25 protein-coding genes and 1 tRNA gene are annotated in these 25,226 nt (G+C 66.8%); 14 read left to right on the plus strand and 12 right to left on the minus strand.

All coding sequences use genetic code 11. The annotated features are described in order from the left end of the window. The 3 genes from CRO07_RS11470 to CRO07_RS11480 form a co-directional block, all read left to right on the plus strand. The coding region (locus CRO07_RS11470) for a calcium-binding protein (protein ID WP_328589341.1) at nucleotides 1-779 on the plus strand (779 nt) is incomplete at its 5' end. A gap of 360 nt (nucleotides 780-1,139) precedes the next feature. Further along, complete coding sequence (locus CRO07_RS11475) at nucleotides 1,140-2,735, plus strand: hypothetical protein (RefSeq protein WP_097030830.1); 1,596 nt, start codon at nucleotides 1,140-1,142, stop codon at nucleotides 2,733-2,735. Nucleotides 2,736-2,864: 129 nt separating this feature from the next. Beyond that, nucleotides 2,865-3,224 carry an ABC transporter related protein gene (locus CRO07_RS11480; RefSeq protein WP_097030831.1) on the plus strand — a complete coding sequence of 120 codons (360 nt, stop codon included), beginning with the start codon at nucleotides 2,865-2,867 and terminating at the stop codon, nucleotides 3,222-3,224. A 57-nt stretch (nucleotides 3,225-3,281) separates the two neighbouring features. Here the strand turns inward: CRO07_RS11480 and CRO07_RS11485 are convergent, their stop codons facing one another. Continuing rightward, nucleotides 3,282-3,902 (minus strand): class I SAM-dependent methyltransferase, encoded by a 621-nt coding sequence (locus tag CRO07_RS11485; protein WP_097030832.1) that lies wholly within the window; start codon nucleotides 3,900-3,902, stop codon nucleotides 3,282-3,284. A gap of 542 nt (nucleotides 3,903-4,444) precedes the next feature. Between CRO07_RS11485 and CRO07_RS11490 the strand changes: the two genes are divergently transcribed. The 3 genes from CRO07_RS11490 (at nucleotide 4,445) to CRO07_RS11500 (ending at nucleotide 7,464) form a co-directional block, all read left to right on the plus strand. Next, a complete protein-coding gene (locus CRO07_RS11490) occupies nucleotides 4,445-5,203 on the plus strand; it encodes an Npun_F0296 family exosortase-dependent surface protein (RefSeq protein WP_097030833.1) in 759 nt (252 codons plus the stop codon). 348 nt (nucleotides 5,204-5,551) lie between these two features. Continuing rightward, complete coding sequence (locus CRO07_RS11495; protein WP_235840987.1) at nucleotides 5,552-6,598, plus strand: GlxA family transcriptional regulator; 1,047 nt, start codon at nucleotides 5,552-5,554, stop codon at nucleotides 6,596-6,598. Between the two features lie 77 nt (nucleotides 6,599-6,675). Then, nucleotides 6,676-7,464 carry a TOBE domain-containing protein gene (locus CRO07_RS11500; RefSeq protein WP_097030891.1) on the plus strand — a complete coding sequence of 263 codons (789 nt, stop codon included), beginning with the start codon at nucleotides 6,676-6,678 and terminating at the stop codon, nucleotides 7,462-7,464. A 20-nt stretch (nucleotides 7,465-7,484) separates the two neighbouring features. Here CRO07_RS11500 and modC read toward each other — a convergent pair whose 3' ends face one another. The 9 genes from modC to CRO07_RS11545 all read right to left on the minus strand — a co-directional run bounded on the left by modC (nucleotide 7,485) and on the right by CRO07_RS11545 (nucleotide 16,496). Further along, nucleotides 7,485-8,567 (minus strand): molybdenum ABC transporter ATP-binding protein, encoded by a 1,083-nt coding sequence (gene modC / locus CRO07_RS11505; protein WP_097030834.1) that lies wholly within the window; start codon nucleotides 8,565-8,567, stop codon nucleotides 7,485-7,487. Beyond that, entirely contained in the window at nucleotides 8,564-9,262 is a 699-nt protein-coding gene (modB, locus tag CRO07_RS11510; protein ID WP_097030835.1) for a molybdate ABC transporter permease subunit, read from the minus strand. Before modB ends, modC begins: the two co-directional genes overlap by 4 nt. Nucleotides 9,263-9,268: 6 nt before the next feature. Then, the gene (gene modA / locus CRO07_RS11515; RefSeq protein WP_097030836.1) at nucleotides 9,269-10,027 is read right to left on the minus strand and encodes a molybdate ABC transporter substrate-binding protein; all 759 of its coding nucleotides are present in this window, start codon (nucleotides 10,025-10,027) and stop codon (nucleotides 9,269-9,271) included. Nucleotides 10,028-10,471: 444 nt separating this feature from the next. Next, on the minus strand, nucleotides 10,472-11,305 hold the full coding sequence (gene modD, locus CRO07_RS11520; protein ID WP_097030837.1) for a ModD protein: 834 nt from the start codon (nucleotides 11,303-11,305) through the stop codon (nucleotides 10,472-10,474). Between the two features lie 347 nt (nucleotides 11,306-11,652). After that, nucleotides 11,653-12,381: an SDR family oxidoreductase gene (locus CRO07_RS11525; protein ID WP_097030838.1), complete on the minus strand. Its 729-nt coding sequence runs from the start codon at nucleotides 12,379-12,381 to the stop codon at nucleotides 11,653-11,655. Nucleotides 12,382-12,411: 30 nt separating this feature from the next. Next, entirely contained in the window at nucleotides 12,412-13,176 is a 765-nt protein-coding gene (locus CRO07_RS11530) for an SDR family NAD(P)-dependent oxidoreductase (RefSeq protein ID WP_097030839.1), read from the minus strand. A gap of 4 nt (nucleotides 13,177-13,180) precedes the next feature. Then, nucleotides 13,181-14,464, minus strand: a complete 1,284-nt coding sequence (locus tag CRO07_RS11535) for a D-tagatose-bisphosphate aldolase, class II, non-catalytic subunit (protein ID WP_097030840.1) — start codon at nucleotides 14,462-14,464, stop codon at nucleotides 13,181-13,183. Further along, nucleotides 14,461-15,441: a tagatose kinase gene (locus tag CRO07_RS11540; protein ID WP_097030841.1), complete on the minus strand. Its 981-nt coding sequence runs from the start codon at nucleotides 15,439-15,441 to the stop codon at nucleotides 14,461-14,463. Before CRO07_RS11540 ends, CRO07_RS11535 begins: the two co-directional genes overlap by 4 nt. 80 nt (nucleotides 15,442-15,521) lie before the next feature. Next, on the minus strand, nucleotides 15,522-16,496 hold the full coding sequence (locus CRO07_RS11545) for a sugar-binding transcriptional regulator (protein ID WP_235840988.1): 975 nt from the start codon (nucleotides 16,494-16,496) through the stop codon (nucleotides 15,522-15,524). Between the two features lie 220 nt (nucleotides 16,497-16,716). Here CRO07_RS11545 and CRO07_RS11550 point away from each other — a divergent pair, with 220 nt between their 5' ends. The 7 genes from CRO07_RS11550 (at nucleotide 16,717) to CRO07_RS11580 (ending at nucleotide 22,784) form a co-directional block, all read left to right on the plus strand. Next, nucleotides 16,717-18,171 (plus strand): extracellular solute-binding protein, encoded by a 1,455-nt coding sequence (locus tag CRO07_RS11550; RefSeq protein WP_097030843.1) that lies wholly within the window; start codon nucleotides 16,717-16,719, stop codon nucleotides 18,169-18,171. Between the two features lie 109 nt (nucleotides 18,172-18,280). Beyond that, the gene (locus CRO07_RS11555) at nucleotides 18,281-19,159 is read left to right on the plus strand and encodes a carbohydrate ABC transporter permease (RefSeq protein ID WP_097030844.1); all 879 of its coding nucleotides are present in this window, start codon (nucleotides 18,281-18,283) and stop codon (nucleotides 19,157-19,159) included. Between the two features lie 4 nt (nucleotides 19,160-19,163). Beyond that, a complete protein-coding gene (locus tag CRO07_RS11560) occupies nucleotides 19,164-20,000 on the plus strand; it encodes a carbohydrate ABC transporter permease (protein ID WP_097030845.1) in 837 nt (278 codons plus the stop codon). A 4-nt stretch (nucleotides 20,001-20,004) separates the two neighbouring features. Then, on the plus strand, nucleotides 20,005-20,256 hold the full coding sequence (locus CRO07_RS11565; protein ID WP_097030846.1) for a DUF2160 family membrane protein: 252 nt from the start codon (nucleotides 20,005-20,007) through the stop codon (nucleotides 20,254-20,256). Between the two features lie 4 nt (nucleotides 20,257-20,260). Further along, nucleotides 20,261-21,313 carry an NAD(P)-dependent alcohol dehydrogenase gene (locus CRO07_RS11570; RefSeq protein ID WP_097030847.1) on the plus strand — a complete coding sequence of 351 codons (1,053 nt, stop codon included), beginning with the start codon at nucleotides 20,261-20,263 and terminating at the stop codon, nucleotides 21,311-21,313. Nucleotides 21,314-21,326: 13 nt separating this feature from the next. Continuing rightward, complete coding sequence (locus tag CRO07_RS11575; protein WP_097030848.1) at nucleotides 21,327-22,388, plus strand: ABC transporter ATP-binding protein; 1,062 nt, start codon at nucleotides 21,327-21,329, stop codon at nucleotides 22,386-22,388. 320 nt (nucleotides 22,389-22,708) lie between these two features. Continuing rightward, a tRNA-Ile gene (locus CRO07_RS11580) sits at nucleotides 22,709-22,784 on the plus strand. A gap of 475 nt (nucleotides 22,785-23,259) precedes the next feature. Here CRO07_RS11580 and CRO07_RS18710 read toward each other — a convergent pair. Both CRO07_RS18710 and CRO07_RS11585 read right to left on the minus strand, forming a co-directional pair. After that, on the minus strand, nucleotides 23,260-23,424 hold the full coding sequence (locus CRO07_RS18710) for a hypothetical protein (RefSeq protein WP_176504560.1): 165 nt from the start codon (nucleotides 23,422-23,424) through the stop codon (nucleotides 23,260-23,262). A 257-nt stretch (nucleotides 23,425-23,681) separates the two neighbouring features. Further along, entirely contained in the window at nucleotides 23,682-24,209 is a 528-nt protein-coding gene (locus CRO07_RS11585; RefSeq protein ID WP_097030849.1) for a peptidoglycan-binding protein, read from the minus strand. A 261-nt stretch (nucleotides 24,210-24,470) separates the two neighbouring features. On the opposite strand from CRO07_RS11585, the gene trmB reads away from it, so the two are divergent. Further along, entirely contained in the window at nucleotides 24,471-25,184 is a 714-nt protein-coding gene (gene trmB / locus CRO07_RS11590) for a tRNA (guanine(46)-N(7))-methyltransferase TrmB (protein ID WP_097030850.1), read from the plus strand. Nucleotides 25,185-25,226: the final 42 nt, after the last annotated feature.

The raw sequence follows: 25,226 nt of genomic DNA on the forward strand, positions 1-25,226 counted from the left end.
GTGCCGGTGCGGACCGCTTCGAATTCGAACGCGGCGACGGGCGCGACATCATCACCGATTTCGTCAATGGCGAGGACCGTATCGAGCTTGATGATTTCAACGCGGCCACCATTCAGTCGATGATCGGTCAGGCACGGCAGGTCGGCAGTGACGTGGTCCTGACCCTTTCGGCCGATTCCTCCATCACCCTTCAGAACTTCCGCCTCTCTGATCTGGATCTGTCTGATTTCGCGGGGGTCAGCCTGCCTCAACCTTCGACCCCGGTTCAGCCAGAGCGTGGGCGCGACATCAATGGCACCAATGCGGCAAACACCCTTGTCGGTGGATCGGGCAACGATGATATCGAGGGGCGCGGCGGCAATGACCAGTTGCAGGGCGGGGCCGGAGATGACGACATCGACGGTGGACGCGGCAAAGACAGCCTTTGGGGCGGCGATGGCCGGGATGAGCTTGACGGCGGGTCGGGCAATGATCGTCTGGACGGCGGGACCGGCAACGACAAGATCGAAGGCGGGCGCGGCAACGATATTCTGACGGGCGGCGCCGGTGCGGACCGCTTCGAATTCGAACGCGGCGACGGGCGCGACATCATCACCGATTTCGTCAATGGCGAGGACCGTATCGAGCTTGATGATTTCAGCTACGCACAGGCCATGGCGGTGATCAACAGAGCCCAACAGGTCGGGGATGACGTTGTCCTTGCCCTTTCCGCCGATACGACGATCTCGATCAGCAACATGCAGTTGGCGCAACTCGACATCTCGGATTTCATCCTGTGATCTGAGGGCACGAACTCAGGCGGGGCCCACGGCCCCCCTGTATTTGCAGGTGTCGCGATCCCGCAGCAACGACAGAAGCGATGGCCCTGCTTTCCCGTGGCAGGGCATCGCGGAAGACGCTTTGCAGCCGGTTCATCCGCTGGACGCACATGGGCGTCTGCGCCGAGCAGGCCCGAAGCGTAACCCCGAGTGGATCGCTTGCGCCCGAAGTGTCGCGCCGCTGTGACCGATGCCTGCCCCGGTCCACGGCAGCGATGCCGCCGCGCCTGCGACCGGCCTGCGCCGCATCATGGCGCCCGGCCCCGTGGTGCGGCGGCAAACTCTCTGCTGTCTGGCCGTTCGGGCTGCTATCATCGCACCATGCAACGCCGCCGTTTTCTTCTGGTCACTCTGGCAGGGCTTGGCCCCGCGGTTCGGGCATGGGCCAAGGCTGTGGCCCCTGTCTCGCCGATCCTGCATCTGCGCCGGGCGATGTTTCAGGGCGATCCGGCGACCGGGGTGCTTGGCCTGCCCGCGGCGGCGCTGCCCGGCCCCGACGGCATCGCCCGCCCGGTGATTGCCGCCGAGGACACCACCCCCGAGGCCGCCCTGCTGCGCCGCCTGTTTGCCGCGGGGCAGGCGGCGGGCCTGTCCGGCGTGCTTTACGACAACCGCGACCGCGGCCATTCCGCGCTTCGGCCGGATCGATTTCCGCAGATGACGCGGATCGTCTATGGCCCCGACCTGACGGATCTGGGCTATGGTCTGGCCGGCGCGTTGCGGTTTCCGGCGATCACGCTGGGCAACTCCTCGACGGCCTACACGCGCAGGCCGAACTGGCGCAGCCTGCCGCGCCTTGCCATGACCGCGCCGGGCGGCCCCGCCCGGACAGCCGCGGATTACGCGGCCGGCGCGCTTTATGTCTACCCCGAGCATCGCGACCATGACGGCGCCGATCTTTTTCCCGCCAACTGGGCCTATACCACGACAAGTCAGGGATCTTCGGGCAGCGACCAGCCGTTTCTGCGGGCGCTGGCCATGATCCTTGCGGCCTTCCCCGCCGAGACGCAGGCGCGCATGGTTGCCCTTGGTCTTGTCGGGTCGACCGTGCAGATGGTGCTGCGCCGGGCGCAACAGGGGCTGCGCGGCAATGCGGCCTATCTCAGCGGCGCGGCCCATCCCTCTGCTTTCGCGGCGGCGGCGCTGAACCCGGCGGCACAGGTGGCGCTGGCCGCAAGCCTTGGCCCCGAGGCAATCCCGCCCGCGGTCCTGCTGCGGGTGGTGGAAGAGGATTTCCTGCCCGCTGCCGGTCTGCTGGCCGCCTCCGAGCGGCTGTTCGACACGCCGGGCGCCATTGCCCGGATCTGGCGCGACATGGCCGGGCGGCGCCAGATGGTGATCTCGGCGGCGGCGACGATGTCCCCTGCGGGCCGGCCGCTTGCGTTCCGCTGGGTGTTGCTGCGTGGCGATCCGTCGGCGGTGACGATCACGCCGCTTGACGCCGCAGGGCGGCGGGCGCGGATTTCTTTCGGCTGGCAGAGCCCGCGCCCCGCGCCTGCGGGCTTTGGCACCACCGCGCCGGGGCCGGTTTCGGGGCGGATCGATGTCGGGGTCTTTGCCGAGGCGGGCGGGCCGCTGTCTGCCCCGGCCTTCGTCTCGGTCATGCTGCCGCCCGAACTGCGCCAGTATGAGCCGGGTCCAGACGGGGTGCCGCGCCTTGCCCGTGTCGATTACGATGCCGAGGGCCGCGGGGTGGCCTATGATCCGGTGCTGTTCTGGTGGGCGCCGTGGCGCGACAGGTTCCGCCATGATCCCGCGGGCCGGCTGCTGGGCTGGACGCGCGAGGGCACGCGGCCCGGCGATCCGTCCGCCCTTGGCGATCACGCCGCCGATGGCACGCGCGGCGGCCGGCCGGTGCGCTATGCCTTGCGCCCCGCGGTGGATGGCCAGGGCCCGATGATGACCACGCAGGACTGACGGCCCGGGGCTTTGCCCATCCGCTGGGCGTTCAGGCGGAAAAACGGGCTGATCGTTCATGCGGCCGCGCCATGACCTGCGGCGAACGGCGCTTTGTGCCCGGCAGGCTGCGGGCGGATAATCGCATGCATGAGTACCCTGATCACCGTTCAGACATCGTTGCCGTCGCGCGCCGCATGGGCCGCGCTGCGTTATGCCGACAAGTGGCTTGCCGATCGTCTTGAACCGGAAGAGGGCCAGTTCTTCGTCACGGCCACCGGGTCGGAGCTTGCGCAGGATGAAGACCTGCGCCAGCGGTTCGCCGGCCTGATCGCCCTGGCCCCGGGGCTGTGTGCCAGCCTTGCCGACCGGCTGGGCGGGGCGCCGCTGGGCCGGTTCGATGTCCTGCAACTGCTGATCCTTCACGACCATCTCGCGGCCGAGATCACCCTGGACCCCGGTGACGATGCCCGGCAGGCAAGCCGCATTCTGGCCGGCATGACCGGCTAAGGCGCCCATCGGCCGCCCATTGCGCGAACGCCCGCATCGCCGGAACGGCGCCGCCGGTCATCCAGCCTTTCGCGCGACGATATAGGGACAGTGCGGCGAGCGGCCGAAGCTGCGGTCGACCTCGATTTCGAACCCCGCCGCCGTGATCGCCTGCCGAAGATCCGCAGCCTTCAGCCGGTTTGCCGGCGGGAACAGGCCGAAGGCCCGCAGCACGGGGATCAGCATCCGCATCCCAAGGCCCAGATCGGCGAAGCACCAGGTCTTGGAGATGAAGATCCCGCCCGGTTTCAGATGGTCGTGGACATGCGCCAGCGTCGCGCGCATGTCCGGCACCAGATGCAGCAGATGGAAGGCGCAAACCGCATCGAACGGCGATCCGTCAAAGACGGTATCGGCGTCGGACAGGATGAAGCGGACGCCGGCCGGCGCGGGTTTGGCTTGTGCGATCCGAACCATCCCGGGCGAGAAGTCGGCGCCGGTCCATTCCGCGACGCCGCCGCCAAGCCTTGTCGCGGTGGTTCCGGTGCCGCAGCCGATCTCAAGCACCCGGTCGGACGGCCGCAGCCGCGCGGCGACATCGGCAAGCGTTTCCTCATAGGCGGCCGCATCCCGAACCGGCCGCGCCGCATAGCGCACGGCCACCTTGTCCCAGAATGTCTGCGCTGGATTGTTGTCCATGTCCCATCCTTTGCGATCAGACGCGGGGCAGACAGTAACGGCGCGGGCCATCGCGGCCAAGGCGCCACGTTGTCCATCCCTAGACTGCCTGCGCGCGGGGGAATGCCGCAGATTGCCCGGCAATCCTGACTGCACACGCCCTAGACTGCCTGCGCGCGGGAAATGCGGCCAGGATGCGGTGGCGCCTGTGCCTGCGGGAAGACGGCCCTGCAATGGCAAGATGCCGATGCCGGTCTGTCACGTCCGATGATCCTTCATGCACGGCCTCGGCGCATCCGGCGCGATCAGCCGACGTTCGTGCCACATCACCGCCGGCGACCGACCCCTGTGAGAAGTGTCGCCGTCCGCGTCCCTTGCCATCAGGCCGGGCGCCGGTTTTGCCGCAAACGCGATCACCCTGTGGCCGCGTCTCCCATGTTCGGGTTTTGCAAACAGTTCGTTCCCGAACATCGATTGCAATTTTCAATCGTGCGGTGCTAGCGTCGAGGACAGGGCGCTTCAACGGATTTGTGGCGCCATCAAGGCAAAGGCAGATCAGTTTGATGAAATTCATTGGTATTCCGGTTGTGCTTGCGTCGCTCGCACTGGCAACCGCGACCGAGGCGGCGACCGTCTCGATTGAACAATCCTCGGGCGCCTATCTTTCGGCCAGCCTTGGGGGCATGGGCGCGGATGCCTGGGCGGCCGTCGATCCGTCGCGCAGCACCACGCTGCCGAATGGCGCGGCATGGGCGGCCGGTTCGCAAAACTGGATGCTGCCCAGTGAAGACTTCGCCATCGACCCGGCCACGGGCAAGGTGGACGATCCCTGCGGCAATGCCTGCTCGCCGTTCTATGGCGGCGTGCTGGGTGCCCCGGATGTGTCGAACGGCCTGACGGGCTGGAAAGAGATCCCGTTCTTCACCGTGTTCGCCCCCGGTTCCGGTGGGGCCGATTTCAATCAGGCCCTTCTGGCCTTCGCCAATCCGCAAAAGGCGCTGTCGCTTCTGTGGGGCTCGCCCGATCAAAGCAACTGGATCGAGCTTTTGCTGGGGGGCATTCAGGTCGCCAACTTCTGGGGCGCCGAGTTGAACTGGTTCGGCCCGGTGGTCCAGTCGCCGGGGCAAAGTGCGGCGCTTGTGTCCCTGTCGGGGATCGAATTCGATGCGGTGCGGTTCACCGCCTTCAATCGCGGCGGCTCGTTCGAATTCAGCAACATCGATTCGATTCCCGCGGTGCCGGTACCTGCGGCGGGGCTGTTGCTGCTTAGCGCGCTTGGCGCGGTGGGCCTGATGCGGGGCCTGCGCCTGAAGCGGGCCTGACGACCGTCCGGCCCGGCCCTGCTTGCGCGGTGCATCTCGGCGCAGGGGCCGGGCCACATCCTTGCCCCGCCACCCGGGGGCCGAAGTCGGGATGACCCGGCGCAAGGGTGTCCCTTTCCCGCCATGACGGGCCAAGAGCGGCAAGGCCCGTGTGCGCGCCCGACGCTCAACCTGTCCGGCCGATGCGAAGGGCATTTTTCGGCGGGCTGAACCTGTGTATCCTGCCCACGCTTGTCACCGACGCCTGCACGGCGCGCGGGGGGGATGTCCGGGACAGACCCCTGCCTGTATCGGTCGCCACCCATGCGCGGCGCGGGGGACGAGTGGCGGTCGAAAGGGCACAAAGCGATGGATTGCGGAGACGAGACCCTGCCCGAGCGCGAGCCCCTCGTGCCGCCGGGGGCCGCCTATTTCCCGGTTCCCAGCCCCGGCGCCACGCGGAAATACGCGTTCGTTCTGGTGCCGGGCTTCACCCTGCTGGCCTTCAGTTCCGCGGTCGAGCCGTTGCGCATCGCCAATCAGTTGTCGCAACATCCACTGTATCAGTGGCGGGTGCTGTCCGAAACCGGCGCGCCGGTTGCCAGTTCCTCGGGGATCGCGGTTGCCGCCGATGGCCCGCTTGAGGCGCTTGACCGCGACACCCGGCTGTTTGTCTGTGCGGGCAACCTGCCGGCCAAGGCCGCGGCGCCGGCGATCGTGGCGGCGGTGGCGCGTCATTCCCGTTTCGGCGGCACGGTGGGGGGCATCTGCACCGGCGCGGTGGCGTTGGCCCGTGCCGGGCTTCTGGCCGGTCGCCGCTTCACGCTGCATTGGGAAAATCAGCCCGGTTTTGCCGAAGCCTTCCCCGATCTGACGCCCACCGAAAGCCGGTTCGAGATCGACGGACGGATGATGACCTGCGGCGGCGGGGCGGCCTCGACGGACATGATCCTGTCGGTGATCGCGCAGGATCATGGTGCGGAATTTGCCGCCATGGTGTCCGAGATGTGCCTGCGCACGGTGATGGCCGGGGTCGAGCCGGTCCAGCGCAGCTCGCTTGCGGTGCTGATGCGGTCGCGCAATCCGGCGCTGATCGCGGTGGTCAAGCTGATGACCGACCATCTGGAAGACACGCTGTCGCTTGAGGAACTGGCCGCCGCCGCCGGCTGTTCGCGTCGCCACATCGAGCGGTTGTTCAAGACCGTGCTGGGCGAAACCCCGGGCGAGTTCTATCGCGGCCTGCGGCTGGATCGGGGGCGCAACCTTCTCAGCACGACCGATCTGACCCTGCTTGAGGTTGCCACCGCCTGCGGCTTCGGCTCGGTCTCGCATTTCTCGAAGTGTTTCAAGGCCCGCTTTGGCACGGTGCCGACGAAGTTCAGCCACCGCAACCGCAAGCGGCCCTTTGTCCGCTGACGGCCACGGCAGATCCGTCGGTGACGCTGGCCCTGGTTGCGGCTAAGGTCGCCCCGGTGAACAAGGGAGGGGCTTCGGTGCCAGAGCGGTTACGGGGTGCGGTCACGGTCGAGCGGCCGGGAACCGCGCGGATGGGGTCGGATCGGGCGGCGCTGCTGGCAGCGATCGGGCGGACCGGCTCGATCTCGGCTGCCGCGCGCGAGGTGGGGCTGTCCTACAAGGCCGCATGGGATGCCGTTCAGGCGATGAACAACGTCTTTGCCAATCCGCTGGTGTCGGCGGCACCGGGCGGGCGGGCAGGGGGGGGCGCTGCGCTGACCCCCTCGGGCGAGAAGGTGGTTGCCGCCTTCGCCGCCATCGACGGCGGGCTTGCGCGCGTGCTGGGGGCGCTGGAAAGCCAGATCGACCTTGATCCCGCCGATATTCTCTGGGGCCTGATGATGAAAACCTCTGCCCGCAACACCTATCGCTGCACCGTGACCGCCGTTACCGAAGGCGCGGTCAGCGCCGATGTGGTGATGGATCTGGGCGGCAACCAGACCCTTGCCGCGGTCATCACCGGGCGCAGCGCCGCCGAGATGGGGCTTGCCCCGGGCCGAGAGGTCTTTGCCCTTGTGAAATCCAGCTTCGTGATCATCGCCAAGGGCGCCGTGCTTGGCCAGCTTTCGGTGCGCAACCGTCTGACCGGCACCGTCATCGCCCGCACCGACGGGCCGGTGAACAGCGAAATCGTGCTGGACCTTGGCGCCGGCAAGACGCTTGTCGCCACCATCACCCGCGAAAGTGCCGAGGATCTGGCATTGACCCCCGGCGACGTGGCCACCGCGCTGGTGAAATCCAGCCATGTCATCCTTGCGCTGCCCTGACGCGGCTCAGGGGGCCAGCGTCAGGCCCCCATGCTTTCCGGCGCCACCGCGACCGATTTCAGCACCGCAAACACCGGCCGTCCGGGGGCAAGCGCCAGGGCCCCGGCGGACCGCGCGGTGATGCGGGCAAGCAGTGCGTCATCCCCCACCCGCAGCCGCACCAGCGCATCATGCCCCGCGCCCGGGATCACCTCTTGCACCGTTCCCGCCAGCACATTCAGCGCCGAGATCTCCTCGGGCCGGGTCAGCGCCAGCATCACATCCTGCGCCAGCACCCGCAACCGGACGCTGTTGCCCGGTGCGGCCGGCGCATCGGGCAGCCAAAGCGTGCCGGCCTGACAGTCCAGCCGGACAAGGCCGTCAGCCTCGCGGGCGGTGACCCGGGCGGTCAGGATGGCGCCGGCCTCGCGCAGGCCGAACAGCGGCGCGGCCTGCGGGTCCGACAGCACGCAGGCCGCAGGCCCCGCCGCCCGGACCCGCCCGCCATCCAGCAGGATGACCGTCGTGGCCAGCCGGGCCACCTCGGCCACCGAATGACTGACATACAGGATCGGCAGGCCCAGCCCGTCGCGCAGCCGTTCCAGATAGGGCAGGATCTCGGCCTTGCGGCCCTCGTCCAGCGCGGCCAATGGCTCGTCCATCAGCAGAAGGCGCGGGTTGGACAGGATCGCGCGCCCGATGGCGACCCGCTGCCTCTCTCCGCCCGAAAGCAGGCCGGGCCGGCGGGTCAGAAGCGGCCCGATGCCCAGCAGATCGACGATATGGCCGATGTCCGGCCCATTGCCCCGCCGCGCGAACCAGCGGCCATAAGACAGGTTCTGCCGCACCGTCATATGCGGGAAAAGCCGCGCATCCTGAAAGACATAGCCAATGCGCCGGCGGTGGGGCGGCACCGCCACCCGCGCGTTGGTATCCAGCAGGCGCTGGTCGTCCAGCATGATCCGCCCGCGCTGGGGCCGCAACAGGCCCGCAACCGCATTGACCACGGTGGTCTTGCCGCAGCCCGACCGGCCGAACAGCACCGTCACACCGGGCGGGGCCTCGAAGGCCACATCCAGCGTGAAGCCGCCAAAGCTGTGGCCCAGTGTCACCGAAAGCGTCATGCCCCCGCGATCCTTCTGGCAATCGACCGGCTGACCCATTCCGACAACAGCAGCGCCGCCATTGCCACTGCGATCGCGATCAGCACAAGGCGCGCGGCCTGTGTCTCGCCGCCCGGCACCTGAAGAAAGGCATAGATCGCCGACGGCAGTGTCTGGGTCTGGCCGGGGATGTTCGACACGAAGGTGATGGTGGCACCAAACTCTCCCATCGCCTTGGCAAAGGCCAGGATCGCACCGGCCACGATCCCCGGCAGGATCAGCGGCAGCGTCACCGTCAAGAACACCCACAGGCGCGAGGCGCCCAGCGTCGAGGCCGCCTGTTCCAGTTTCGGGTCCACCGCCTCGATCGCCAGCCGGATCGCGCGCACCATCAGCGGAAAGCCCATGATCCCCGCAGCCAGCGCCGCGCCAGTCCAGCGAAAGGCGAAGACGATGCCGAACCACTGGTCAAGGAACTGCCCGACATAGCCCTTCCGCCCGAATGTCAGCAGCAGCAGATAGCCCGTCACCACCGGCGGCAGGATCAGCGGCAGATGCACAAGCCCGTTCAGCAGCCCATGGCCGGGAAAGCGGCCCCGGGCCAGCGCCAGCGCGGTCAGGATGCCGAACGGCAGGCTGACCAATGTCGCCACGGACGAGACGCGCAGCGACAGCGCCACCGCGCGCCATTCATCGGGGGAAAGCCAGTCAGTCATGCCGTGTCAGTCCACGATCCGGAAGCCATGCCCGGCAAACACCGCATCCGCCGCAGCACCCGACAGCAGGTCAAGGAAGGCGCGGTCGGCCGGATCGGTGGCCCCGGTCAGCAGGGCCGCAGGGTAAAGGATCGGCGGGTGGCTGGTCTCGGGGAAGGTGCCCACCACCGTCACCCGCGGATCGGAAGCCGCATCGGTGGCATAGACGATGCCATAGGGCGCCTCGCCCGAGGCGACCAGCCCCAGCGCCGAACGCACGGTTTCGGTCTGCGCCACCAAAGGCTCTACCGCGGACCAGACACCCAGCGACTGAAGCGCCGCCTTGCCATACTGGCCCGCCGGCACCGCATCCACCATCGCCATCGCCAGCCGGCCGTCGCCCAGAAGCCCCTTCAGATCGAAGCCGGGGCCGATCTCGACCGGCGCGGCCGGGCCATGTGCCACCAGAACCAGCGTGTTGCCCAGCAGATCCTTGCGCGTGCCTTCGACGACAAGGCCCTCGGTTTCGACCGCATCCATCCAGTTCACCGCGGCCGAGATGAAGATATCCGCCGGCGCGCCGCCGATGATCTGTTTCGCCAGTGCATTCGCCCCCGCGTAGGAAATCGTCACGCTGTTGCCGGTGGCGGCCTCATAGTCGGCGGCGATGGTATCAAGCGCGTTCTTCAGCGAGGTGGCGGCAAAGACCATCACCTCATCGGCGGCGACCGGCGCGGCAGAAAGGGCAAGAACGGCGGCAAGGGCCGGGCGGGACAGAGGGGGCATCGGATACTTTCATTTTCGTTATGTGGGTGAACTTCATAACACCCCGGCGCAGCCATTGCCGCAAGCCCTGTCCTCATCGGGGCGTGACATCTGGCTTTTGTGGCCTTGCGCCGCCGATCACGGGGAATCTGGCGCAATGGGGGGCAGTGCCGGGCCACCGGCCCGGTTTTGCGGATCTGGCCGCGGCGTCCCACCGCAGCGGCGCAGTGCGGGTCACGACGGGCGAAAAAAGTCGTCAGCACAGGATTTGCACGACATGCCTGCCGGTTGTGCAGGCCGCGAGAATCACCTTGCGCTGCGCGCAGGAAAAGCCGCCGGGTTTGCCCCGGCGCCTTCATCGGAACGGCTGGCGGCGCACATGCCCGCCGCTTCGGGCACAGCCAGACCGTCCTGCCCGAACCGTCGGTCCTGCAACCGGAAACCAAGCGGGCATCCGGCGGCGTCTCAGGCCGGTTCCAGCCGCACCGCCACATCCAGCGGGGGCGCGTGATAGGGTGCCGAAGTCACCAGAACATGCGCGCCGCTTTCGGCATAGGCGGCGGCATTGCCGGCATGGACGCCCCCCGCCGCCGCGATCCGCGCCGCCGACCCGGTCAGCGCCTGCACCACGCGCGCGACATCGTGCGGCAGGAATTTCTCAAGCTGGATAACATGGGCGCCCCAGTCGGCGGCCCGCAACGCGTCGTCGTGGTTGGTCACCTCGACCACAAGGCATTTTTCGGGGCACGAGGTTTTCAGCCGTTTGAGTTGCCCCTTCAGGCAGCCCGCCGCGAAGGCGCGATGTTCGGGAAAGACCAGCACCGTATCCGAAAGGCCGATGCGGTGGATCGAGGCCCCGCCCGCCGTCACCGCCTTGAAGGCCAGCGCCCGCGTGCCCGGCACCGCCTTTCGGGTGCAGGCCACCACGATCTGCGGGTTCACCGCGCCGGCCGCATCGACGATCGCCCGTGCCGCGCTGGCCACCCCCGAGGCCCATTCCACCAGCGTCTGCGCCACCTTCCAGCCGGCGAACAGCGCCTCGGCCGGGCCGGCGGCGGCCAGCAGAAGCTCTGCCGGGGTGCGGCGCTCGCCCGAGGCTGCGGCGCGGTCGACCGCACAGCCCAGAAGCTCGAACATCCGGCCGGCTTCCTCGATCGCGCAGACGGTCATCGGATCGCGGGCCGTGAAGGTCAGGTGCCCCCTGACGCCGCCGAACGAAAGCGCGCGGGTGGTCAGGTCGCCATAGGGCACATCCTCGCGGATCATCGTCAGCAGCGCCTGATCGTCGATGAGGAACATGCAGGTCTCCTTTTCAGTGGGGCGGGTGTTGGCAGGGTGCGAAGGGCAAGGTGCAGCCGCCCGGTCAGATGCGCCACGGCAGATCATCCCCGCCCGCCGCGACCACGGCAACAGCGGTGCCGCTGCCGGCTGTCGGGGGGCTGGCCCGGTTCTGACCCTGTTGCATTGGCTTCCCCGATATGGCGTTGAACTGCATAACGGATAAAGCGCGAACCGTGCCAAGCGTGAATGGCCGGAAATACCCGAAAAGGCGGGATCTTGTGCGCAACCCTGCGCGCGGTTGTCGGACATGCGACAACCGGGGGCGGAACCGCCCCCGGCTTTGGCGGAACGGGCCCGCGGCGGTCCTAGATGTCGAAGTTCGACGGCAGCACGATCATGTCGCGGATGGTGACATTGCGCGGCCGGCTCAGCATGAACAGCACCGCATCGGCCACCTCCGAAGGTTCGATCAGCGCGCCGTTTTCCTTGGCCTTGCGCAGGTTTTCCTCGGGCCAGTCGGCCAGCAGGGCCGAGATCACCGGCCCGGGCGAGACCTGCCCCACGCGGATGCCCTGCTTCATCAACTGCCGGCGCATGGTCTGGACAAAGCAGGTGATCGCCCATTTCGAGCCGGAATAGACCGGCTCCCACGGGATCGCGGAATGGCCCGCGACCGAACAGGTCACGATGATGTCGCCGCTGCCGCGCGCAGACATGTGCGGGATTGCGGCGTGGACGTTCTTCATCACCGCATTGACGTTCAGGTTCAGCATCCGGTCGATGGCGGCGGGGGTGGTCTCGGCCAGATCGCCGCCGATGTAGCTGCCGGCGTTGCAATGCAGGATGTCGATCCGCCCCGCCTTTTCAAGGATCTCGGGCACCATCGCATCGCAGCTTGCCGGGTCCAGCAGGTCGGTCACCTGCGCGATGCAGCTTGGCCCGTGGCGGTCGGCTATCGCCGCCAACGCCGCGCGATCGCGGTCGACGACCACGACGGTTGCGCCCTCGGCCAGAAGCGCCTCGGCGGTGGCAAGTCCGATGCCGGACGCGCCCCCGGTGATCGCGGCCACCTTGCCGGCAAATCTGTCGCCCATGTCTGCTGTCCTTCCTCGTGCTGTCGCGTGTCAGTGGGTGATGTAGCCGCCGTCGGCCACCAGCGTGGCGCCGGTGACATAAGAGGCCGCGTCCGATGCCAGAAACAGCGCGCAGGCGGCCATTTCCTCGGGCTGTCCGAACCGGCCCATCGGGGTGTTTTCGGTCCAGACGCGGTTCATGTCCTGATCCGCGATCCCCTTTGCCGTCATGTCCGAGACGACATAGCCCGGCGCCAGCGCATTCACCCGGATGCCGCGGGCGGCATATTCGAACGCCATGACCGTGGTCATCTGGTGGATCGCCGCCTTCGACGAATTGTAGGCGACCTGAAGTTGCGGCTTGTTCGCGACATGGCCCGAGATCGAGCCGATGTTGACAATGGCGCCCTTGCCCTGCGCCAGCATCGGCGGGATCGCCGCGCGGGCGATGCGGAACGGGGCGATCAGGTTGGTGTCGATGATCCGCGCCAGCCGTTCATCGTCGAAGTCGTGAAAGTTGCCGCCATCGGCGACGCCTGCGTTGTTCACCAGCACATCCAGCCGGCCGAAACGGTCCAGCGTCGCCGCCACCAGTGCCTCGGGGGTGGCGGGGTCGGTCACGTCGCCTGCAACCCATGCAAAGCGGTCGGGATCGGCCGCCATCAGCGCCCGCACCGCGTCGGTTTCGGTTCGGCCGGTCAGCATGACCTTCGCGCCCGCGGTGCCGAACAGGGTCGCGATGGCAAGGCCGATGCCGCGGTTGGCGCCGGTTACAAGCGCGGTCTTGCCGTCGAGGCGAAACATGTCAAGCGACATGGGCTTATCCTTTCCCTGGTTCCGGATTGCAGGCAGCGTGATAGGCATCAAGGCTGCGGCCCACCCGCCAGACCAGCAGCGCCGAGGGGTCCAGCGGGCGATCCGCGAAGGGTTCGGCCGCGGGCATGTGCTGCCAGATCAGCGGCAGCGGCACGCGCTGGCCGTGCAGCGCCGCCAGCAGGGTGCCTACGGCCTGCGCCGCAGCAGGCTCGGGCCAGTAATAGCGGATGCGGTCTGACAGCGAGTAATGGCGCAGCACATGCTGTTCGGCCGGATCGCCGGGATAGTGCCGCTGCCAATGCGCGGGCGCCTCGCGCATGATCCGTTCCATGATCGCGATCAGCGGCCGGTCGCCATAGCCGGGCAGCAGGTCGCTGGCAATCAGGTCAAGCGCGTAAAGCGCCTCGCGCAGCACGAAGGTCAGTTCCGGCCCGACCTTCAGGATGGGAAAGCCGTCGCATACCAGATCCGACAGCGGCCCAGAGCCCTGATAGTCGGTGGAATGAGCCTCGAAGACAAGGCCGGGTTCGTCGTCCAGAATCCGGGCCAGCGCCTGCGCGCGGCTGCGGTCATAGCGGATGACATTGTGGTTGCCGAACTCGACCCCCGGCTGCACCACAAAGCCCAGCACCCGGCCAAAGGCGTCAGACAGCCCTTCGCGGGCAAAGACCGCGCGGTGGACGGCGATGGTGCGTCTGGCTGCTTCGGGGGCGGTGGGTTCGACGAAATCCAGCGCGTGATCCGCGCCGCCCGGCGGGGGCACCTCGGTGCCCATGACAAAGCGGGGCATCGCGGCGCCCACCGCCTGCGCGGCGGTATCGGCCGCCCGTGCCAGCCGCGCCGCCCGACTGGCGGTGGTGGCATCGTCCAGCGCGTCGGGTTCGCCCGCGCATCCCATCGAGGCATCCAGATGGATCTTGTGAAACCCCGCCGTGACATAGGCCGCGACCATGCGTTCGGCCTCGGCCATGGCGACCTCGGCCGGCTGGGTCCGCCACGGGTTCGGCCCAAGGTGATCGCCGCCCAGCACGATCCGGGTGGCGGGGCAGCCTTCCTCGGCCGCGATCCGCCGCACCAGTGCCGCGAAATCGCGTGGTGTCATGCCGGTATAGCCGCCCTGATGGTTGACCTGATTGCAGGTCGCCTCGATCAGCACGGTGGCGCCGGTCGCCGCGCCGTGGCGCAGCGCCGCGCGCAGCACCAGCGGATGCGCCGAACAGACCGAGGTGATGCCCCGCGGCCGGCCTTCGCGCCGCAGCCGGGCCAGATCGTCCAGCCGCAGCGTCATGGCGCGATCCTCGGGGTGGCGGCGATGAACGCGTCCAGCTCGGCGCGGGTGGCTGCGCCCTCCATCGGGCCGCGCCGCATCACGGTCCGCGCGCCGGCGGCCGTGGCATAGGTCAGCGCCACTGGCACGGCCATCCCCAGCCGCCGGCAGGCGACATAGGCACCGCCGAAGCAATCGCCCGCGCCGGTCGGGTCCAGCTCGGTCACCGCAAAGGCCGGGGCGTGCTGCGGGGGGCAACCGGGCGCGAACACCGTGGCACCGGCGCGGCCCTGCTTCAGCGCGACTTCCTTCACGCCGCGGTCGAACAGCCGGGCCAGCGCCGCATCCGTTCCCGCGGCCCCGGCCGCATGGTCCAGCTCGTCTCCCGAGGGCAGCAGCAGATCGCAGATCCCGACAAGGTCGGAAAACAGCCGCCCGGTCGCGGCGTCATGGGCCAGTTCCTTGCGCAGGTTCGGATCGACCGAGATCGTCCCGCCCCGGCGCTTCACCACCTCTGCGGCCCGCTCGATCACGCGGGCGGCGCCCGGCATCGACAGGGCCGACCCCATGACATGCAGATGCCCCGCCCGCCCGACCAGATCCGCCACCCGGTCCGTCCAGCCAAGGCGCGCCGCCGCCGAGGTGGCGATGTTATAGACGAAATCGCGCGCGCCGTCGGCACGATAGCGCACGAAGGCCGAGCCGGTCGGATAGTCGGGATCGACCGCGATGGCCGAGATGTCGGCGCCATCCGCGGCCAGCCGATCAAGGTTCAGCCGCCCGAAATCGTCGCGGCCCACCGCGCCGATCATCGCCGCGCTGCCGCCGATCTTTGCGCATTGGTCGATGAAGATCGCCGGCGCGCCGCTGGGGTAGGGGCCGGCCAGATCCATCGGCGCAAGGAAGCCCTCACCAACCGATGTGGCCATGATCTCGACCAGGATTTCACCGACGCAGATCGTCGGGCCAAGGGTGTCGGGCGCAAGCGGGCAGGTCATCGGTTGCGTTCAGCCTTTCTGTCGGGCCGCGGGGAATGGCCCTGCGCGCCGCCATGCGCGGGATGCAGGCGGGCGGGCCGTCATTCCGCGGCGGTGTCGCGGGCAAGACCCTGCCCGGCGTTCAGGATTAGTTCTGCGGTCAGGTCATCGGTCACCAGCGTATCGACCAGCCCCCCGCGCGTGGCGGCGCGGATGATGTCAACCTTGTGCGGTCCGGCGGCGGCCAGCACCTTTTCGGGGATGCGGCGCACGATCTCCAGATCCACGCCGATGGTGCGGAGGTTGATCGGATGATCGATCCGGTTGCCCTCCCGGTCCAGAAACCGGCCCAGCACGTCGCCGATGGCACCCGCCTGTTTCAGATCGTCGGGCGCCACCTCTTTCGGCAGGCCATTGGCGATCAGGAACGACCGGGCCGAGATGTCGCTGGCCGTCAGGATCGCCGCATCAAGCGAACCGAGCTTGGCGAAATGGGCGGCAAAGATTTCCTGGGCCAGAAAGGCGTCCCGATCCACGCCGTCCGACAGGAAGATCGGCGCGGCAAGAAGCGAGTAATTCGCCCCCAGCGCCGCGGCAAACCCCGACACGATGCTGAAAGAGTTGAACGAGGCGCCCTGCATCGTCCCCCCCAGCATCGACACGATTTCCAGTGCGGGGTGGGCCTGCTGCGGCAGCTTGTTGATCGTATGTTCAAGGGTCATTCCCCAGGACACGCCGATGGACCGCCAGTTCCGGGTCCGCAGCTTTTCGGTCAGATAGCTTGCCAGCGCCGCGCCGACCGCGCTGTGGCAGTCATAGGCGTCGCGCCGCGCCGGGGCCACCAGCACGCGGGCAAGACCCAGTTCGGCGCGGATCGCCTCTTGCAGTTCGATACGGGCGATGAAGGGCGATTCGATCTGAACCTTGACCATTCCGCAGGATTTCGCCCGCTGGATCGCCTGGTTCACCCGCAGCCGCGTCGCGTCAAGCTGCTGGGCGATTTCGGCCTGGGTCATGCCGTTGACGTAATAATGCCAGCAGACTTCCGCCGCGAAAGCCTCGGTTTCGTCATGCACCTCTCGCACCATGCCGTTGTTACCCCCTGCTGATCCGTCAACCTGTCACTGGGCTGGACTGTGGCACATGTTACAAATGTATTGCAACAGATACAGATGATAAATTGGCACTTGCATGATGCGTCATACATTTGCATGGTATTGCCGGGGAGGTGCTGCGACAGACAAGGAAAGCTCGCGCAGCCAACGCAGCCCCGACGGTCTTTCAGGGAGGAGACTCATGGGTTATTCCGGAAAATTCGGCGCATCGGTGCTGGCGCTTGCGATCGCGGCCGGCGGCGCCTTCGCACAGGATCTGCAAATCGGGAACGGCGACTGGTGGCAGCAGGCCGGGGCGCCGTTCAAGGGCGTGACGCTGCGGGGCGTGACGGAATCGACGCCGGCATCCAACTTCGTCTCGGACGTGCTGGCGCCGAAGTTCGAAGAGCTGACCGGCATCCGCGTCGATGTCGAGACCACCTCGTGGGATCAGATGTATGACAAGGCGATCAAGGACATGGAGGCCGGAACCGGCATCTATGACATGATCTACATCGAACAGGATATCGTCTATGCCTATATGGCGCGCAATTTCCTTGTCGATCTGACCACGGCGCTGAAAGACAAGCCCGCGCTGAAGGCCGCCAATTATGACGAGGCGAACTTCACCACCTTCGCCAATAACTTCCGCGGCGCCGAGGATGGCAATCTTTACGGCACCCCGATGGAGGCCTTCATCAAGGTCTACCTTTACCGCACCGACCTGTTCGGCAACGCGGATGTGCGCGCCGCCTTCAAGGAAAAGACCGGCCGCGATCTGGAGCCGGCAAAGACCCACGCCGAATACGCCGAGATCGCGCAGTTCTTCACCCAGTGGGGCAAGGATCACGACGAAGACCTGTGGGGCACCACCGCGCAGGCCCATACCGGCCATCCTGCATCCTGGTATGAATATTTCGAATCCATCGCACCGACCTTCGGTGTCTACGACTGGGGCATCGACGCGGCGAACAACTATGCCGCCACCGTCGAGAACGGCGGCCGCATGAACTCGGACGAGGCGAAAGAGGCGATGAAATGGTGGCTGTCGATGCGCGACATCGCCCCGCCTGAATCGGTGCAATCGACCTGGACCGAGGTCGCGACGACCTTCGCCGCCGGCCGTGCGGCGCAGGGGCTGGTCTATGGCGAAAACGCCGCCTGGATCGCCTCGGACGAGACCAAGTCGCGCGTGGTCGGCAATGTCGGTGTCGCCCTGCCGCCGCTTCAGGACGGGGTGATGGCCGATGCCGAAAGCGGCAAGGGCTATATCGGCTATTACGACGGCGGCGCCTTCGGTCTGCCGGTGACCTCGAAGAACCAGGATGCGGCGCTGCTGTTCCTTCAGTTCATGGCGCTGCCCGAGGTGCAAGAGGAATGGGCCGCCGCCGCATCGCGTGTCACGCTGAGTTCGACCTATGACACGCCGAAGGTGCAGGCGCTGGATGCAGAACTGGGCGGCTATTACAGCATGATCCGGGATCAGGGCCGCCTGTTCAAGGGCGCGCCGGAATATCCGTTCCATGCCCAGCTTCGCGAAGCCACCGCGCCGATCTTTTACGACATCCTGACCGGCGCGATCGCCCCGGACGAAGGGCTGGACCGGATGGCCGCCAAGGCCGAGGAAGAGCTGACCAGCCTCGGCTATCGCAAGTAAGCCCCGCATCATCGGGCCGCCGTTCCGGCGGTGGCCCGACCGCGCTTCCAGTCCAGTTGCCGCCCGGCGGCATTCCAGTCTTGCGTCCTTCAGGTGGGAGGGTAGGTCCATGCAATCCAGAAAGCTGGGTTGGCTTTTGTTAGCGCCGACGCTGATCGTCCTGTTCCTGTTCGGCGTGGTTCCGTTCGTTTATGTCGTCTATGTCTCGTTTCACGACTGGAACCCGTTTGCGGCCAACCCCGACATGGTGTTCAGCGGCGCGAACAACTTTCGCCGCGCGGTGTTTGACGCGGGCTTTCTGGCCTCGCTTGGGGTGACCGTTGCCTTTGTCTTTTTCGCGGTGCTGTCCGAACTGGTGATCGGCTATGCGCTGGCGCAGGCGTTCATGAAGGACTTTCCGGGCAAGGCCTTTTTCCGCACCATCCACACGCTGCCCCTGATCATGGCGCCGATCATCGTCGGTTCGATCTGGAAGCTGATGACGACGCCTTCCATCGGCATCATCCCCAGCCTGCTGGACAGCTGGTTCGGCTATGACATGAACATCGGCCAGTCGGCGGCGACGGCCTTCGTTATCACCGTCATCATGGATATCTGGCACTGGACGCCGCTGGTCACGCTGACCCTGATTGCGGCGCTGGTATCTCTGCCGCCCGACCCGTTCGAACAGGCCCAGATCGACGGCGCGAACAAGCGGCAGATCTTCTGGCACATCACGCTGCCGATGATCGCGCCCGCAGTGGTGGCCACCGTGTTCATCCGCCTGATGGATGCGCTGCGCACCGTGGACGAGGTGTTGATGCTGACCGGCGGCGGCCCCGGATCGGCCACCCGCTATGTCGGCGTCCATATCTTCAAGGAGGTCTTTCCCCGCACGAACTATGGCTATGGCTCGGCCGTGTCGGTGATCGTGCTTTACCTGACCATCGTGGTCTGCTGGCTGCTGTATGTCAGCATGCTTGCGCCCCGCAATTCGAAGAAGGGCTGAGGCCATGAAAAAGGGCAATCCCTGGCTTTACATGCTGTTCTGGATCTTTGTCAGCTTCCTGACGCTGTTCCCGATCTACTGGCTGTTCGTGATCTCGGTGAAGCCGGCGGTGGATCTGTTCTCGACGCCCGACATCCTGCTGGATGGCATCTACTGGCAGAACTACATCGACGTGCTGAACGACCGCACGCTGCGCGGCTACATGGTCAATTCGCTGATCATTTCGTCGGGCAATGCGCTGCTGTGCACCACGCTGGGCTTTTTCGCCTGCTATGCGCTGTCGCGCTTCAACATGAGCGGGAAAGAGTCGATCTTCTTCTGGACCATCACCAACCGCATGGCGCCGCCGGCGGTGTTCCTGCTGCCGCTGTTCCTGCTGATGACGCAGGTCTATCGCGTGGGTGATTTCAGCCTGCTGGATACGCGGATCGGCATGATCCTGGTCTATTGCACCTTCAACCTGCCCTTCGCGATCTGGACCCTGCGGCCGACCGTCGACGGCATCCCGAAGGAACTGGACGAGGCTGCCTATGTCGATGGCGCAAGCCCGTGGAAGGTGATCACCGAGGTGGTGTTCCCGCTCTGCCGGCCCGGTCTTGCGGTGACGCTGATCCTGACATGGGTCTTTGCCTGGAACGAATACCTGCTGGCCGCGACGCTGACGAACTTCAACGCGCGCACGCTGACCACGGGCCTTTCGGAATATGTCACCACGACGGGCACCGAATGGGGCATCATGGCGGCGATCTCGATGTTCACGCTGATCCCGGCGCTGATCGTCTTCAGCATGGTGCAGAAGCATATCGTCACCGGCCTGACCTTCGGCGCGGTGAAGGGGTAGGGCCATGAGCGAGAAGATCGAAACCATCGTCGAGCCGATCGACATCCTGGAAGACGACGAGGCGCCCGCGCCCGTTGCCAAGGCAGGCTTCCTGCCGATCGAGACCAACTGGTTCGACCGGCTGTTCATCTCGGTCGTGATCTGGGTCGCGCTGTCCCTGTTCTGGTTCCGGTTCATCGAGCCCTTGGGGCCGTCGATCTGGATCTCCAACGCCATCGCCCTTGCGTTGGCCGTTCTCATCATCTCGAAAGGCTGACAGGATGAAATCGCTCGTCCTTGAACGGAAAGACGAACTGTTGTTGCGCGACTTCCCCGACATCGACCGGCAAGAGCAGGTGCTTGGCCCCCGCGATGTCCGGATCAAGCTGCATACCGTCGGCATCTGCGGATCGGACGTGCATTACTACACCCACGGCCGCATCGGCCCCTTCGTGGTGCAAGAGCCGATGATCCTCGGCCACGAGGCGTCCGGCACCGTGATCGAGCTGGGCGCGCAGGTCACGACGCTAAGGGTGGGTGACCGGGTGTGCATGGAGCCGGGCATCCCTGACCCGAACTCGAAAGCCGCGCGGCTGGGGATGTATAACATCGACCCGGCGGTGCGCTTCTGGGCCACGCCGCCGATCCACGGTATCCTGCGCCCGACCTGTGTCCACCCCGAAGCGTTCACCTATCGGCTGCCGGATAATGTCAGCTTCGCCGAAGCCGCGATGGTGGAACCGCTGGCCGTGGGTGTCCATGCCGCAACCAAGGCCCGCATCCGCCCCGGCGATATCGGGCTGGTGCTGGGCGCCGGTCCCATCGGCCTTGTCACCGCGCTGTCCGCACTGGCGGGGGGCTGTGCGCGGGTCTATGTCACCGACCTTGCGCCGAAAAAGCTGGAAATCGCGGAAAGCCTCAGCCCTGCGATCACCGGGGTGAACGTCGCCTGCGATGACATCGTGGCCCGGATCAAGGCCGACACCGACGGCTGGGGCGCGGATGTGGTGTTCGAGGCGACCGGCTCGCCCCGCGCGGCCGCCGGCGTCTTCGAGCCGCTTGCCCCCGGCGGCTGCGTGGTGATGATCGGCGGCCAGCCCGACCCGATTTCCTACGATGCGGGCGCGGCCATGGTGCGCGAGGCGCGGGTGGAGAACATTTTCCGCTACGCCCATGTCTTTCCGCGCTGCGTGGCGATGCTGGCCAGCGGCGCCATTGATGTCAAACCGCTGATCACCCGGACCTTCGCCTTCGACGACAGCGTGCATGCGTTCGAGGTGGCGGCCTCGGCGCCGCCCGCCGACGTGAAGATGCAGATCGAACTGCCGCAATAAGGGAGAACCTGACGTGTCAAACGTCCAGATCAGCAATGTGGTCAAGCGGTATGGCGCCGTTCAGGTCATGCACGGCGTCAGCGTCGATATCGAGGATGGCGAATTCGTCGTCCTTGTCGGGCCTTCGGGCTGCGGCAAGTCCACGCTTCTGCGGATGCTTGCAGGGCTGGAAGAGGTCAGCGGCGGCACGATCTCGATCGGGGGCCGGGTGGTCAATGACGTGATCCCGAAGGACCGCGACATCGCCATGGTGTTCCAGTCCTATGCGCTTTACCCCCACAAGACGGTCTACGACAACATGGGCTTCCCGCTGAAGATGGCGGGCCGCCCCAAGGCCGAGATCGACACCAAGGTGCGCAAGGCGGCCGAGATCCTTGACCTGACGAAATACCTTGATCGCTATCCCAAGGCGCTGTCGGGCGGCCAGCGCCAGCGCGTCGCCATGGGCCGGGCCATCGTGCGCGACCCGCAGGTGTTCCTGTTCGACGAGCCGCTGTCGAACCTGGATGCCAAGTTGCGGGTGACGATGCGCCTTGAGATCAAGGAACTTCACCAGCGTCTTAAAACCACCATCGTCTATGTCACCCACGACCAGATCGAGGCGATGACCATGGCCGACAAGATCGTGGTGATGCGCGACGGCCGGGTGGAACAGATCGGCGCGCCGCTGGATCTTTACGACAATCCGCAGAACCTGTTCGTCGCAGGCTTCATCGGCTCGCCGTCGATGAACTTCATCCACGGCCGGATCATCCTGCGCGAGGGGCGCAAGGCGTTCCGCTCTGACGGTGGGCTGGAACTGCCGGTGCCCGCGACAGCCGCCGCTGACGGGCAGGCGGTGACCCTGGGCATCCGTCCGGAACATATCCGGATCGGTCCGGGTGGCATCCCGGTCCGGGTTGTCGTGCTTGAGCCGACCGGCTCGGAGACGCAGGTCTTCGCGCGCTCGGGCGGCGAGCTGATCGACGCGGTGGTGAAAGACCGCATCCACGCCCGTCCCGGGGACGAGATCGGCTATCACATCGACCCCGAGCGGATTCACCTCTTCGACCGGGAAACCGAACGGCGCATCTAACGGCGTCGGCAGTGTGCGGTCCGGATGAAGCGGATGGGCCTTGGGCCGACAGATCGGCGCGGCCCGGCTCTGGGGTCATGGTCCGGAAAGGTGGCATCTTCACGCGATCGTCGGGCGCGGCACCCTTGGCCGCTGAATCGTGGTGGCGATCGCCACTTTGCACCGTCTGGAAGGGTCGGGGCTGCGGGCCGTGCCGCAACGCGGCCTGCGATGGCAAGCCCCGCCAAGGCTGCGTCCCCGGTCCGAGGCATTGACGCACGGGGTCGCGCAAAAGCCGGACTTGACCCGTGCGCCCCTTGGCCTTAACCCCGCCACCGGCCGGGCCTGTAGCTCAATGGTCAGAGCAGGGCGCTCATAACGCCTTGGTTGGGGGTTCGAGTCCCTCCGGGCCTACCAAATTTCATCCCCATGCGGCTGCCAATGACCCGTAATCGTGCCCACTTCGGGGGGTCTTTGGTGCTCACCCGAGTCAAGAGAGTTTCGCCGCATCCCCGAGAATCAAGAAGGATGCGGCGGCAACGCCCTGAGAACGCAGGTTTTGTCAGGGCGTGCAGCAGGGCGGAAGATGCTTGTCATCGCTGTCCCGGTGCCGCGCGACCCCTTTCAGGAATCGCGCCCCATCTTGCGCCCAGGCGCCGCCTCTGCCGCATCGCGCAGAAACAGGCGCCTGAAATCGCGGCCTTCCGGTGCGAACGCCGTCACGCCCGCCCGCTTCAAGGCCGCGCACAGCTTCGGAATCGGTCGCCCTGTTTGCGCCGCGACAGTCGGGATGGTCACGCAACGGCGGTGGCAAGCCGCGCGGTCATGTGAAAATTATCGATGCCGGTCCCGGGGCGTTGCAGACGCGTTGCCTGGGTGTGGACCGCCGCGATCAGCGCCGGACCCGGCCCTTGTTCGTGATCCCCACCGAAATGCCGAAGGCCGTCGCGGGGATCAGGGGCCCTTGCGGGCCACAGACCACCGGGGCCAATCCGTCGATCCGTGCCTTGCGCAGGATCGCGATGATCTGATCTTCCGTGAACTGCGGTCTCTTCATGTCCGGTCCTCTTCTCGGGCCGGAGGGCAGCATCAGATAGACGAGCGATCGGGCGGCACAGCAGTTTTTCTACGCACGCCTTACGGTGGTTCATTCCAAACCTCGTCAGAATGTGCGCCCAAATCAAAAGCCTGCCGCGGCGCGCGCGGCAGGCTTTGTTCGCTCGTGTCCCGCGCGCGCGGAATGTGCGCGCGGAATGTGTCAGCACTTGTCGGGCTTTTTCATTCCGCAGGCATCGGCGTCAAAGCCGGGCGGGGTCAGCCCGTCAGGCCGCCCAGAATGCCATAGGCGCCGGCAACGCTGCCCAACTGGCCGGTGGTGCCGCTGTCGCGGGCATAGGCCTCGACCGCACGCGAGGTGCCCGGACCCCATGCGCCATCGATCGCGCCCGAGTAATAGCCATAACGGGCAAGGCTGATCTGAACCTCGCGCCGCATCTGCGGGCTGAGTTCGCGGAACGCCTGCGCCGCGGGTGTGCTGTGAACGCTGGGCGCCACATATCGCGGCTGCTGATAGGCGGGCGCGGCGGCATAGGTCGCGCGCGGCTGGACGTAATACTGCGGCGCGACCGGCGGCGCGGCATAGCGCGGCTGGGCGTTGCCGAAGGGAAGCTGGCCGTTGTTGCGCATCTGGTTGATGACCACGCCGGCCACGGCGGCGGTGGCGGCGCCGGCGATGAAGGCGCGGTCTTTCTTGCCAAGGGCATGGGCAGGCGCGACACTGGCCGGCACCAGCGACAGGGCGGCGAGCGTAGCGAGCGCGGTCTTGCGGATGTCGATTGTCATCTTGCGGGTCTTCCGTGTTGCGCTTTGTCAAAGCGGGCATCTGATGCCGGTGAACATGGGCCGGGCGGGGCTGTCTTGCAAAAACCCAGGCGCGCTATCCGATATCAACCGGCAGAGATCGGCTTCAAGGGTCTGAAATCACAGGGGACATGAATCCGCCTGCGCAGGATGTCCGGGTAGGTGGAAATTTGCCGGCCGCCGTGGTTGACGCCCTTGCGGCAGAGGATTAGGCCCACGGGCGCGGAACAGGAAGGGCATGGAATGAGCGACGAGACCCCCGCCGAGGTGCCCTCGGCCATCGGCTGGCGCAATTTCTACGGGCGGCGGTCGGGCAAGACGCTGCGCCCGGCGCAACGCGCCTACCTGTCCGAGGATCTGGACCGTCTGCGCCTTGTCGGCGTCACCCGCGACGAAAACCCCGCGCGTGCGCCGCTGGACCTTGGGGCGCTGACCGGCGGCCGGCCGTTGTGGCTGGAAATCGGCTTTGGCGGCGGTGAGCATATGGTGCACATGGCCGCGCGCAATCCGCAGGTGGCGGTGATCGGCTGCGAGCCATTCGTGAACGGCGTGGCGATGCTCTTGGGCAAGATCCGCGCGGCGGGGGTGGGGAATCTGTCGATCCATCCCGGCGATGCGCGCGATCTGTTCGACGTGCTGCCGCCGGCCAGTGTCGCCAAGGCATTCCTGAACTACCCCGATCCCTGGCCGAAGGCGCGCCACCACAAGCGCCGCTTCGTGACGCCCGGTCATCTGGGGCCGCTGGCCCGCGTCATGGCGCCGGGGGCCGAGTTCCGGGTGGCGACCGACATTCCCGATTACGTCCGCCAGACGCTGGAGGAAGTGCCCGCGGCCGGCTTCGAGCTGTTGGATCAGGGCGGCGTGCCGTGGGAGGACTGGCTGTCCACCCGCTATGAGCAGAAGGCGCTGCGCGAGGGGCGGGTGCCGCATTACCTGACCTTCCGGCGCGCGGGGTGACCCGCTTGGCGCTGGACCCCGCAGGGGCCTTTCGCTAGAGAA

This window comes from Cereibacter ovatus, assembly GCF_900207575.1.
Classification (GTDB): domain Bacteria; phylum Pseudomonadota; class Alphaproteobacteria; order Rhodobacterales; family Rhodobacteraceae; genus Cereibacter_A; species Cereibacter_A ovatus.